The following is a 13,200-nucleotide window of genomic DNA, read 5'->3' as shown; positions in this document are numbered from 1 at the left end:
AGTTTAATGTTTATATATATATTTAGTTTATAGGGATAAAAAACTAAAAGGGTTACGTGAAATAAAATTATAGGGTATATAAGTAGAATGAAGAAATTCATTCTACTTTATTTTTTACTCCAAATCTACGATTTGGCTAAGTAAAAAATACTCATTCGAATGAATATGAGAAGGAGTTACATTGAGAGCAAAGCGAAAAGTCACGTTAGTGACATCACTCCAAATCTTGATTTGGCTAAGTGAAACTTACTCATTCGAACGCATGTGAGAAGGAGTTTCCTTATAAACACAATAACTATTTAACTATGAATCTATTTAAATGTTTTTATACATAGATAGATATATAGTTAAATAGTTATATTGTACCCATACAGATAATACAAAATATGAAAAATTATCAAATTGTATTGATTTAACGTGGCGTTTATGGAATAATTGTATTGTAAATATTAAATATATAGATACAAAATATACATACAATTTTGTACTATACTGTAGGGGGAATATAAATGAATACAAGATCAGAGTTAAACAAAAACCTAGCAGAAATGCTAAAGGGTGGAGTAATAATGGATGTAGTTAATGCTGAGGAAGCTATAATTGCAGAGAAAGCAGGAGCAGTTGCTGTAATGGCTTTGGAACGCGTGCCTTCTGATATTAGAAAGCAAGGTGGAGTTGCTAGAATGTCAGATCCTAAGATGATAAAAGAAATTCAAGAGGCTGTATCTATTCCAGTAATGGCAAAGGTAAGAATAGGTCATTTTGTGGAGGCACAAATATTAGAAGCTATTAAGATTGATTATATAGATGAAAGTGAAGTATTAACTCCAGCGGATGACTTATTTCACATAGATAAAAAAGGATTTAATGTGCCTTTCGTATGTGGAGCTAGAAACCTAGGAGAAGCACTAAGAAGAATAGGTGAGGGTGCTTCCATGATAAGAACTAAAGGAGAAGCTGGTACTGGAGATGTTGTAGAAGCTGTAAGACATATGAGAACTATGATGAGTGAAATAAGGAAAGTACAAAACACACCCAAGGAAGAGCTTATGACTATAGCTAAAGAAATGGGTGCACCATATGACTTAATAGTTTATGTTCACAACCATGGAAGACTACCAGTAGTTAACTTTGCTGCCGGTGGAGTAGCTACGCCAGCTGATGCAGCTTTAATGATGCAACTTGGAAGTGATGGAGTTTTCGTTGGTTCTGGTATATTTAAATCAGCGGATCCAGAAAAAAGAGCTAAGGCTATAGTTCATGCTGTAGCAAACTATAATAATCCTGAAATCTTATCACAAGTTTCTGAGGATCTAGGAGAACCTATGGACAGTATAAATACTAAGGATATACCAGATGGCAAATTATATGCATCAAGAGGATGGTAGTACAATGATAACTATAGGTGTACTAGATTTACAAGGAGCTGTAAAAGAACATGTAGATAAGGTTAATAATATAAGTGGAGCCACAGCCTTAAGAGTGAAGAATGTGAAGGATCTAGAGGATATAGATGGCCTTATAATTCCGGGAGGAGAAAGTACTACCATAGGAAAATTATTAAGGGATTTTCAGATGCTATCTCCACTAAAAAGCAAAATTGAAAGTGGGATGCCAGTATGGGGAACCTGTGCAGGTATGATAATTCTCGCTAAATCCATCCTAGGAAGTGATTACAACCATTTAGGTGTTATGGGTATAGAGGTAAGAAGAAATGCCTATGGCTCTCAATTAGATAGCTTTATAACGGATGAAATAGTGGAAGGTGTCAGTGAAGAAAAAATACCTCTAGTATTTATAAGAGCTCCTTACGTTGAAAAGGCACATGAAGGGGTAAAGGTGCTATGTAAACTAGATGAAAAAATCATAGCATGTAGAGAAAACAACATGCTAGCAACATCATTTCATCCAGAGTTAACAAAGGACTTATCTATGCATAAGTATTTTTACAACATGTGCAAAGATATATCAAAATAAATAATGAGCTTTGGCAAAATAAATCATTAATCTTATATAAAATGCTGAGCGTGTACTTTAATAATATAAGTGCATGCTCAGCATTTATTTGGATTAATTTATTTTGAAAAAGCTCCTAAGCTAGTTCTTCCCATTGATCATATAGGTTTTGAAGTTCTTCTTCAGTTTTTTGTATTTCTTTATTTATTTCTATGCTTTTTTCAGGGCTGGAATAGACTTCCTCAAGGCATAGCTGCCCTTGGAGCTCCTCAAGAGATTCCTCAGTAGCTGCTATTTTATTTTCAATGTTTTTAAGAGTATTAGCTTTTTCTTTTTCAGCTTTTTCAGCTTCACGTTTTTTCTTTTTATCTAGCTTTAACTGAGTCTTAGTAATGCCTGAACCTTCCTCTATATCCTCAAACCTTAAAGGGTTTTTCTTTTTCTCTACGTAATAGGAATAGTTGCCTAAGTATTCTTTCACTCCATCCTCATTAAGCTCAAAGATTTTATTTATAATTTTATTTAAGAAGTATCTATCGTGGGATATGAGAATTATTGTGCCATCATAGTTTAAGATTGCATCTTCTAAGGCCTCACGAGAGATAATATCTAAGTGGTTTGTAGGTTCATCTAGAAGAAGAAAATTAGCTTTAGAAAGCATTAGTTTTAGTAAATTAATTCTACATTTCTCTCCACCACTAAGAGTAGATATGGACTTAAATACGTCATCCCCTGTAAATAAGAAGGCTGCAAGAGCCGATCGTATCTCCGTAGTAGTCATATGAGGGAAATCATCCCACACCTCATCTAAAATAGTTTTATTAAAGTTTAAATTAGATTGCTCTTGATCGTAATATCCAACAAATACGTTTTTACCTAACACCTTAATCCCATTATCTGAAGGTATTTTATCCATGATTATTCTAAATAAAGTAGTTTTGCCACGGCCATTTTCCCCTATAAGAGCAATTTTTTCTTCTCGTTTAATATCCATATTTAAACCTTCAAATAGAAGTTTTTCACCAAAACTTTTACTTAAATTTTCTACATAAAGAACATCATTACCACTTTTAATTTGTGTTTCAAACTTTATTTTTGAAGCCTTTGCATCTTTGATAGGTGCTTCTATTCTTTCTATCTTATCTAAGGCCTTTTGACGACTTTCAGCAGCTCTTATACTTTTCTCACGATTAAAGGACTTATACTTAGTTATGATTTCTTCTTGTCTTTTAATCTCTGCTTGTTGAAGGTCGTAAGCCTTCTGCATCACTTCTTTATTTTTCTCTTTAAGGTCGATAAAGGCTGTATAATTTCCGTTATAGCACTGTGCAGTTCCACCTATAAGTTCTATAGTTTTATTGGTGATAGCATCTAAGAAGAATCTATCGTGGGAAATTACTATAATTGTGCCTTTAATCTCTTTAAGGTAGTTCTCTAACCATTCTATTGCATCAAGGTCAAGATGGTTTGTAGGTTCGTCTAGAAGCAAAATTTCAGGTTTTCTAAGAAGGAGCTTACATAAAGCAACTCTAGTCTTTTGACCACCGCTTAATATAGATATGGATTTATCAAAATCAACTTCTGTAAAGCCTAGGCCTTTAAGTACACGACTAATTTCGCCTTTATAAGTGTATCCACCACGATTTTCATAAACCTCTGTTAAAGTAGTATAATCACGTATAATCTTATTGTGATAATCTTCTTTAGCAGCATCATAAGGTTCCTTCATCTTCTCTTCTAAATTGTGTAATCTTTCCTCAATATCTATCAGTGACTTAAACACGGAAAGAAGTTCAGTATATATGGTATTATCTGAATCTAGAGAAAGGTTTTGAGAAAGATATCCAAGTTCCTTTGATTTATCTATATATAGCTCACCACTATCATATTCCATTTGATTGGTTAAAATTTTAAATAGGGTTGATTTACCTGCACCATTAGCACCTATTAATCCTATTTTTTCACCTTCATTTACATTGAAGGTAATATCTTTTAAAATCATATCTATTCCGAAGTATTTACTTATGTTTTTACAACTTAAAACTATCATTTATTTCACCGTCCTACTAGCATTTTAACATGAAAGTTAGAAATTTAAAATAATTTGTATAGTACAGTGGAGGAATGGGTATTGTGAGTAATAGGAAACATTGTTATATATAATACAAAGAAAAGTAAAATTGGTATAAAAATTAAGTTTATGAGACTTTATATATTATTTATGATAAAAAGTTAAAAAAATTTATAATTTATATATACAATAAAGTATTTTAAATGTACAATATAGCATTATAGTTTATTTATTAAAAAATATATAACAAATCAATGGTAATATAGTATAATATCTATATGAATAAAACCTACGTTGAATATGAGATTAGAATAGTTATTTTAGATAATATTTAATAGAGAATTATAATATGAATAAGCATAAAAATAAAAGACAAAAAGAATAAACAAGGAATATATAAAGAATATATATAAGGAGTTGATAAGAGGTGGAGAAGAAAAGAAGCATTTCTATGGCTGTAATAAAAAGGCTACCTAAGTACTACAGATATTTGCGCGAATTAGATAAAAATGAAGTTGATAGAATATCCTCTAAAGAACTAAGTGAAAGAATTGGGTTTACAGCTTCACAAATAAGACAGGATTTAAATTGTTTTGGAGATTTTGGTCAACAAGGGTATGGATATAATGTTAAGGAATTATTATATCAAATCTCTGTTATATTAGGCCTTAACAAAGAGTATAACACTGTAATAATTGGAGCTGGAAATATAGGTCAAGCAATTGCCAACTATACAACCTTTGATAAGATGGCATTTAATCTTAAAGGTATTTTTGATGTGAATGTAAAACTTATTGGACTTAAAATAAGAGATATTGAAATTAGAGATATGGATGAGTTAGATAGTTTCTTACAGAGAGAAAAGATTAACATAGCTATAATTTGTGTTCCTAAAAATAGAGCCCAAGGGGTAGCAGATGTGGTAATAAAGAATGGCGTAAAGGGAATATGGAATTTTGCACCTATAGATCTAAAGGTTAACGAGGATGTTATTGTAGAGAATGTACATCTTAATGAAAGTTTAATGACTTTAAGTTACTTATTAAATGAGCGTGAAAAAGAAGAAGAATTCCTATAATACTAAAAAAAGACAATACGAATTTCTTAAAATTTGTATTGTCAGGAATTTTTTGAATTTAATTATATGAATTAAGTAAAAAGATTCATTAAAAAACATAAATAAAATATAAATTAGGTTGAAAAAGAATTATAAACAGTCTATAATAGTGATTAAGGTATTAGAACCTTAATCACTTTTTTGTTAAAATAATAACGATTTATGGCGGCTAACACCTGAAAAATTGCATGGGGGATTTTAAACATGGATTATAAGAACATAGTCTTGGAAAAAGAAGGAAATGTGGCTTTAGTTAAACTAAACAGACCTAAAGCATTAAATGCTTTAAACACAGAAACTTTAAAAGAAATTGATTGTGTTATCCAAGAAATTTCTGGGGATAAAGAAATTTATGCAGTTATTCTTACAGGAGAAGGTAAAGCGTTCGTTGCTGGAGCTGATATTTCAGAAATGAAAGAAATGAATGCTATAGAAGGTAAAGAATTTGGTATTCTTGGGAATGGGGTTTTTAGAAAAATTGAAAAACTTGAAAAACCTGTTATAGCTGCAGTTAATGGTTTTGCATTAGGTGGTGGATGTGAACTTGCAATGGCTTGCGATATTAGAATTGCATCAGTTAAAGCTAAGTTTGCACAACCAGAAGCAGGGCTTGGAATAACTCCTGGGTTTGGCGGAACTCAAAGGTTATCAAGACTTGTAGGTGAAGGAATTGCAAAAGAATTAATTTACACTTGTGACATGATCAATGCTGAAGAAGCTTTAAGAATTGGATTAGTAAACAAGGTAGTAGAACCAGAGACACTTTTAGATGAAGCAAAAGCTATGGCTAATAAAATAGCTAAGAATGCTCCTATAGCTATAAGCCAATGTAAAGCTGCTATCAATAGAGGCTTGCAAATGGATATTGATAGTGCAGTATTATATGAAGCTGAAGCATTTGGAATGTGTTTTGCTACTGAAGACCAAAAAGAAGGTATGACAGCTTTTGTTGAAAAGAGAGACAAGAATTTTAAGAATAGATAATCGAAATAGATAATCGTATAAGTAGGAGGTATTATAATGAATTTTTCATTAACTAAGGAACAAGAACTTGTAAAGCAAATGGTAAGGGAGTTTGCTATTAATGAAGTAAAACCTATAGCAGCTGAAATAGATGTTACAGAAAGATTCCCAATGGAAAACGTAGAGCAAATGGCTAGATACAACATGTTAGGAATTCCATTCCCAACTGAATTCGGTGGAGCAGGTGGAAACAACGTATCTTATGCTATGACTGTAGAAGAACTTTCTAAAGTTTGCGGAACTACAGGAGTTATAGTTTCTGCACACACTTCTTTATGTGGAGCACCAATATATCAATTTGGTACTCAAGAGCAAAAAGAAAAATATTTAACACCACTTGCAAAAGGTGAAAAACTAGGTGCATTTGGTCTTACTGAGCCAAACGCAGGTACTGATGCTGCTGGACAACAAACAACAGCTGTACTTGAAGGAGATCACTACGTATTAAACGGTTCAAAAATATTCATAACTAACGGTGGAGTTGCTGATATCTTCGTAGTATTTGCAATGACTGATAAATCAAAAGGAACTAGAGGAATATCTGCTTTCATAGTTGAAAAGGATTTCCCTGGATTCTCAATAGGAAAAGTTGAAGAGAAGTTAGGAATAAGAGCATCATCTACTACTGAATTAGTATTTGAAAACTGCATAGTTCCAAAAGAAAACTTACTTGGAAAAGAAGGAAAAGGATTTGCTGTTGCAATGCAAACTCTTGATGGAGGAAGAATTGGTATAGCAGCTCAAGCTTTAGGACTAGCTCAAGGAGCTTTAGATGAAGCTGTTGCTTACATGAAAGAAAGAAAACAATTCGGAAGATCAATAGCAGCATTCCAAGGACTTCAATGGATGGTTGCTGATATGGATGTTCAAATTGAAGCTGCTAGACTTTTAGTATACAAAGCTGCATACAAAAAAGATATGGGTATGCCATACTCAGTAGATGCTGCTAGAGCTAAATTATATGCTTCAGAAGTAGCTATGGATGTTACAACTAAGGCTGTTCAATTATTTGGTGGATATGGATACACTAAAGAATATCCAGTTGAAAGAATGATGAGAGATGCTAAGATAACTGAAATCTACGAAGGAACTTCTCAAGTTCAAAGAATGGTTATCGCAGGAAGCATATTGAAATAGGAGGTAGTGAAAGATGAAAATAGTTGTTTGTGTAAAACAAGTACCAGATACAAATGAAGTTAAAATAGATCCAAAAACAGGAACTCTTATAAGAGATGGTGTTCCTTCAATAATAAACCCAGATGACAAAAACGCTTTAGAAGGAGCTTTACAATTAAAAGATACTTATGGTGGACACGTAACTGTTATAACAATGGGACCTCCACAAGCAAAAGTAGCTTTAGAAGAAGCATTAGCAATGGGAGCAGACGAAGCTATACTAGTTACAGATAGAGCTTTTGCTGGAGCTGATACATTAGCTACATCTCACGCTTTAGCTGCAGCTATTAAAAACTTAGATTATGATATAATATTCGCTGGAAGACAAGCGATTGATGGAGATACTGCACAAGTTGGACCAGAAATTGCTGAACACTTAGGAATGCCTCAAATAACTTATGTTGAAGCAGTTAGCCAAGAAAAAGAAGGCGTATTAAACGTAAGAAGAGCTTGGGAAGATGGATATGAAAATATCAGAGTTAACACTCCAGTTCTATTAACTGCAATCGAAACTTTAAACGTGCCAAGATATATGAACATTAAAAACATATTCGCAATGGCTAAAGAAAAAGAAGTTAAAGTATGGACTGTAGCAGACATTAACGTTGATGTTAACCTACTTGGTCTTAAAGGATCACCTACAAAGGTTAAAAAATCAATGACTAAAGAAGCTAAAGGACAAGGTGAAATATTTGAAGTATCACCAAAAGAAGCAGCTTCAATTGCGCTTTCAAAACTAAAAGAAAAACACTTCATCTAAGATATAGTTAAGGAGGAAATTACCATGAATATAGCAGATTATAAAGGTGTATGGGTCTTTGCAGAGCAAAGAGACGGAGAATTACAAAAGGTTGCTTTAGAATTATTAGGAAAAGGAAGAGAAATAGCTGACAAGTTAGGAGTAGAACTTACAGCATTATTACTTGGACATAAAAATATAGAAGAAATGACTAAAGAATTAGGAGCTTTTGGAGCAGATAAAGTATTAGTATGCGACAATGAGTTACTAACTCACTATTCAACTGATGGATATACAAAAGTTATAAACGAAGTTGTAAATGCTAAAAAACCAGAAATCCTATTCATTGGAGCTAGCTTCATTGGAAGAGATTTAGGACCAAGAGTTGCAGGAAGACTTTCAACAGGTCTTACAGCTGACTGTACATCTCTAGATGTAGATGCAGAAACTAACAACTTATTAATGACAAGACCAGCTTTCGGTGGAAACCTAATGGCTACAATCGTTTGTGGAGATCATAGACCACAAATGTCTACAGTAAGACCTGGAGTTTTCGAAAAGTTAGCTAAAGATGAAAACAGAACTTTCCAAGTTGAAAAGTTTGACGTTCAATTATCAGCTTCTGATATAAGAACAGAAACTATAGAAGTTGTTAAATCAGTAAAAGAAATGGTAGACATTACTGAAGCTGATATCGTAGTTTCAGGAGGAAGAGGAGTTGGCTGTAAAGAAAACTTCGCTTTACTTCAAGAACTTGCAGACGTAATGGGAGGAACTTTAGCTGGATCAAGAGCAGCTGTTGATAATGGCTGGGTAGAAAAAGCAGTTCAAGTAGGACAAACAGGAAAAACTGTAAGACCTACTATATATATAGCTTGCGGAATCTCTGGAGCAATCCAACACTTAGCTGGAATGCAAGATTCTAACTACATCATAGCTATTAACAAAGATTCAGATGCTCCAATCATGAAAGCTGCTGACGTAGCTTTAGTAGGAGACTTTGCTAAAGTTATTCCAGAAATGATAGCTCAATATAAAGAGATGAACAAATAGTAAATTTATAAGACTTTAGATTAATTGAATTTTATAGTACACTAATTAACATAAGATGAGGGGATATACGGAGATGTATATACCCCTCATTTGTTAAATATTGAATAAAAGTCTAATTTCGTTGAAAATTGTATACATATATTTATATTTATTGAGTTATTTTTGATAAATATAAATATAAATATATAAAAATGTGGTAATATAGATTTGTAATAGTCTATAATCCATAATACAAAATTATGTTAGGAGTGTTTAATATGAAAAAGATATGTGTTTTAGGCGCAGGTACAATGGGATCAGGAATAGCTCAAGCTTTTGCCGCTAAAGGATATGAGGTAATAGTTAGAGATATAAAGGATGAATTCGTACAAAAAGGTCTTGGAATGATAGAAAAAAATATTAAAAAACTTGCTACAAAAGGTAAAATAACAGAAGAACAAGCAGAAGAAATTCTATCAAGAGTTAGTGGAACTACAGAATTAAGCTTATTAGATGATGTAGATTTAATAATAGAAGCTGCAGTAGAAAACATGGAAATCAAAAAACAAATATTTAAAGAATTAGATGAAATCTGTAAACCAGAAGCAATCCTGGCTACAAATACATCTTCACTTTCTATAACTGAAATTGCTACTGCTACAAAGAGAGTTGATAAAGTTATAGGACTACACTTCTTTAACCCAGCTCCAGTTATGAAACTTGTAGAAATCATAAAAGGAATGGGAACATCACAAGAAACATATGATGCAATGCATGAATTAGTTATTAACATATCTAAGGAGCCAGTTCAAGTAGAAGAAGCTCCAGGATTTGTAGTAAACAGAATTTTAGTACCTATGATAAATGAAGCTGTTTGCATCTATGCAGAAGGTATTGCAAGTGCTGCAGATATAGATAAAGCTATGATGCTTGGAGCAAATCATCCAATGGGACCTCTTGCTTTAGGTGACTTAATTGGACTAGATGTTTGCTTAGCAATCATGGATGTATTATATAAAGAAACTGGAGATTCAAAATACAGAGCACACAACCTACTTAGAAAATTCGTTAGAGCTGGACAATTAGGAAGAAAAACTGGAAAAGGATTCTTCGATTATAGTAAATAATAATATCATAAAAATATTACAGCAAAAGAGTAAAGAATAATTTATCTTTACTCTTTTCTTTATGTGAAAATAAATTAAATATAATTAAAAAAATAAAAGATAGATAAAATTATAACAATGCATTTTATAATTTATTGTAGATTTTTAAAAATAAAAGGAGTATAGTTTAAATGGAATCACCAGAAGTTTGAAAGAATAACTGGAATTCAAGAGGATGTTTATAAAAAATGGATTTATTTGCTTGAAAATTTATAATATTTAATTTACTATATGGTTGACTATAATTAAATAAAATTATAAAATATAAGTGTAACCGACACAATGTATATTCATGTAAAGGATTTAAGTCGTATTATTTAAGGATATATGGAGATTTAAGTTAGTTTATTGGACAAGTGTAATGTGGTAAAGAATCCTATCATTATTGCGCTGTTTATTTTTGCGTTTGTAGCCACTATGTTAAATAAATATCTAATGTTCATATATAAATTTCAATGAAAATAGTATAATATTATATTTGGCAAAGGATATGAATTAAAATGGTGAAATATTAAATTCATATAAAAACAAAATATGTTTAAAATACGGAGGAAAGTACTATGTATAAAATTGTTGAAAAGAAAATTTTGGCACCTTCAATATTTATGATGAAGATTTTAGCTCCAAGAGTAGCTAAATCAGCTCGTCCAGGTCAATTCATTATAATAAGAATGGATGAAAAGGGTGAGAGAGTACCTTTAACAGTATGTGACACAGATGTAGAAAATGGAACAGTATCAATAGTTGTACAAACAATTGGATGTACTACAAAAGCTATGGAACAATATGAAGAAGGGGATTCTTTCTTTGACTTTGTTGGACCTTTAGGGATGCCTTCTGAGCTTTTAGAAGAAGACAAAGATAAGCTAAAAAATGAAAAAATAATGTTTATATCAGGTGGAGTTGGAGCTGCACCAGTATATCCTCAAGTAAAATGGTTACATGAAAACGGAATTAAAGCTGACGTAATCATGGGATTTAAAAATAAAGAAATGGTTATTTTAGAAGAAGATATGAAAAATGTTGCAGACAATGTTTATGTAGCAACTGATGATGGTAGCTATGGATTTAAAGGAATGGTTACTAATAGATTAAAATCTTTGGTTGAAGAAGGTAATAAATACGATACAGTAATTGCTATAGGACCAATGATAATGATGAAATTTGTATGTAAATTAACAGAAGAATTAGGTATAAAAACAATAGTTAGTATGAACCCAATCATGGTTGATGGAACAGGTATGTGTGGTGCTTGTAGAATAACTGTTGATGGAGAAACTAAATTTGCTTGTGTTGATGGACCAGAATTTGATGGACATAAAGTAAACTTCGATGAAGCATTAAAAAGAACAACTATGTATAAGACAGAAGAAATACAAAAGGATTCTATACAAAAAGGATGCAAAGTAGGAGGAAATAACTAATGGATAGAATGAAAAGAACTCCAATACAAGAACAAGATCCAAAGGTAAGAGCAACTAACTTTCAAGAAGTTTGTCTTGGTTACACTGAAGAAGAAGCAGTTCAAGAAGCTTCTAGATGTTTAAATTGTAAAAATAAACCATGTGTATCTAAATGTCCAGTTGCAATAGATATACCAGAGTTTATTCATCATGTAAAAGAAAAAGAATTTGCACAAGCTGCAAAGGCTTTAGATAAATATACAGCACTTCCAGCAGTATGTGGAAGAGTTTGTCCTCAAGAATTACAATGTGAAAGTAAATGTGTTCTTGGAATAAAAGGTGAAGCAGTTGCTATAGGAAAATTAGAAAGATTTGTAGCAGACTGGTCAAGAAATAACAATGTGGATTTGACTAAAGAGATTGAAAAGAAAAATAAAAAAGTTGCTGTAATTGGTTCAGGCCCATCAGGAATAACTTGCGCTGGGGAGCTTGCTAAAATGGGTTACGACGTAACTGTATTTGAAGCTTTACATGAGCCAGGTGGAGTTTTACTTTATGGAATTCCTGAGTTTAGATTACCAAAGGATACCGTTGTTAAGCATGAAGTAAACAACCTAAGAAAATTAGGAGTTAAAATAGAAACAAATGTAGTTGTTGGTAGAACAGTTACAATAGATGAATTAATGAATGATGAGAAATTTGAAGCTGTATTTATAGGATCAGGAGCAGGACTTCCTAAGTTTATGGGAATTCCAGGAGAAAACTTAAATGGAGTATTCTCAGCAAATGAATTCTTAACTAGAAATAACTTAATGAAAGCATTTAAAGATGAATATGCTACTCCAATTAAATCTGGTAAATGCGTTGCAGTAGTTGGTGGCGGTAACGTTGCTATGGATGCTGCTAGAACAGCTTTAAGACTAGGTTCAGAAACACATATAGTTTATAGAAGAAGTGAAGCTGAACTTCCAGCTAGAGTAGAAGAAGTACATCACGCTAAAGAAGAAGGAGTTATCCTTGATTTATTAGTTAATCCTACAGAAATCCTTGGGGATGAAAATGGTTGGGTTAAAGGAATGAAATGTGTAAGAATGGAACTTGGAGAGCCAGATGCATCTGGAAGAAGAAGACCACAAGTAATAGAAGGTTCTGAGTTTACATTAGACTGTGACACTGTTATCATGTCACTAGGAACTTCACCAAACCCATTAATTCCAGCTACAACTAAAGGCTTAGAAACTAATAAATATAAATGCATAGTTGCAGAGGAAGAAACAGGACTTACTTCAAAAGAAAAAGTATATGCTGGTGGAGATGCTGTAACAGGTGCAGCTACAGTTATACTTGCTATGGAAGCTGGTAAAAAAGCTGCTAAAGCTATTGATGAGCAATTAAGTAAGTAATTTTAAAAGCAGAATTAATAAAATCAAGCCATATTTTAAAGTTATGTGAAATTCTTTAAAATATGGCTTTTTTATATGATAAATATAGTATAATGAAACTGAAAACTAGTAGAT

At 32.2% G+C, this 13,200-nt stretch carries 11 protein-coding genes; 10 read left to right on the top strand and 1 reads right to left on the bottom strand.

Annotated elements, in window-relative coordinates:
- Window positions 1-509 precede the first annotated feature (509 nt).
- Window positions 510-1,388, top strand: a complete 879-nt coding sequence (pdxS, locus tag ACTNBA_RS02765; RefSeq protein WP_035130505.1) for a pyridoxal 5'-phosphate synthase lyase subunit PdxS — start codon at window positions 510-512, stop codon at window positions 1,386-1,388.
- A complete protein-coding gene (gene pdxT, locus ACTNBA_RS02760; RefSeq protein ID WP_441072401.1) occupies window positions 1,357-1,977 on the top strand; it encodes a pyridoxal 5'-phosphate synthase glutaminase subunit PdxT in 621 nt (206 codons plus the stop codon). Before pdxS ends, pdxT begins: the two co-directional genes overlap by 32 nt.
- A gap of 115 nt (window positions 1,978-2,092) precedes the next feature.
- On the opposite strand, the gene abc-f is transcribed toward pdxT, so the two are convergent.
- Window positions 2,093-4,006: a ribosomal protection-like ABC-F family protein gene (abc-f, locus tag ACTNBA_RS02755; protein WP_441072399.1), complete on the bottom strand. Its 1,914-nt coding sequence runs from the start codon at window positions 4,004-4,006 to the stop codon at window positions 2,093-2,095.
- A gap of 448 nt (window positions 4,007-4,454) precedes the next feature.
- Between abc-f and ACTNBA_RS02750 the strand changes: the two genes are divergently transcribed.
- The 8 genes from ACTNBA_RS02750 (at window position 4,455) to gltA (ending at window position 13,086) form a co-directional block, all read left to right on the top strand.
- A complete protein-coding gene (locus ACTNBA_RS02750) occupies window positions 4,455-5,105 on the top strand; it encodes a redox-sensing transcriptional repressor Rex (RefSeq protein ID WP_150845318.1) in 651 nt (216 codons plus the stop codon).
- Window positions 5,106-5,348: 243 nt separating this feature from the next.
- The gene (locus tag ACTNBA_RS02745) at window positions 5,349-6,128 is read left to right on the top strand and encodes a short-chain-enoyl-CoA hydratase (protein WP_035130499.1); all 780 of its coding nucleotides are present in this window, start codon (window positions 5,349-5,351) and stop codon (window positions 6,126-6,128) included.
- A gap of 36 nt (window positions 6,129-6,164) precedes the next feature.
- Window positions 6,165-7,304: an acyl-CoA dehydrogenase gene (locus ACTNBA_RS02740; RefSeq protein WP_035130496.1), complete on the top strand. Its 1,140-nt coding sequence runs from the start codon at window positions 6,165-6,167 to the stop codon at window positions 7,302-7,304.
- A 13-nt stretch (window positions 7,305-7,317) separates the two neighbouring features.
- Complete coding sequence (locus ACTNBA_RS02735; protein ID WP_035130493.1) at window positions 7,318-8,103, top strand: electron transfer flavoprotein subunit beta/FixA family protein; 786 nt, start codon at window positions 7,318-7,320, stop codon at window positions 8,101-8,103.
- 24 nt (window positions 8,104-8,127) lie between these two features.
- On the top strand, window positions 8,128-9,135 hold the full coding sequence (locus tag ACTNBA_RS02730; protein ID WP_150845320.1) for an FAD-binding protein: 1,008 nt from the start codon (window positions 8,128-8,130) through the stop codon (window positions 9,133-9,135).
- A gap of 257 nt (window positions 9,136-9,392) precedes the next feature.
- Entirely contained in the window at window positions 9,393-10,241 is an 849-nt protein-coding gene (locus tag ACTNBA_RS02725) for a 3-hydroxybutyryl-CoA dehydrogenase (RefSeq protein WP_441072396.1), read from the top strand.
- A gap of 599 nt (window positions 10,242-10,840) precedes the next feature.
- Window positions 10,841-11,704, top strand: coding sequence for a sulfide/dihydroorotate dehydrogenase-like FAD/NAD-binding protein (locus tag ACTNBA_RS02720; protein ID WP_035130488.1), 864 nt, complete (start codon window positions 10,841-10,843; stop codon window positions 11,702-11,704).
- Window positions 11,704-13,086, top strand: coding sequence for an NADPH-dependent glutamate synthase (gene gltA, locus ACTNBA_RS02715; protein ID WP_346847185.1), 1,383 nt, complete (start codon window positions 11,704-11,706; stop codon window positions 13,084-13,086). The genes ACTNBA_RS02720 and gltA overlap by 1 nt, the downstream gene beginning before the upstream one ends.
- The last annotated feature ends 114 nt before the right edge of the window (window positions 13,087-13,200 follow it).

Source organism: Clostridium sulfidigenes, from assembly GCF_052067195.1.
GTDB lineage: Bacteria > Bacillota > Clostridia > Clostridiales > Clostridiaceae > Clostridium_J > Clostridium_J sulfidigenes.
The sequence above is the reverse complement of the archived record's forward strand: the minus strand, read 5'-3'. Positions and strand labels throughout refer to the sequence as shown.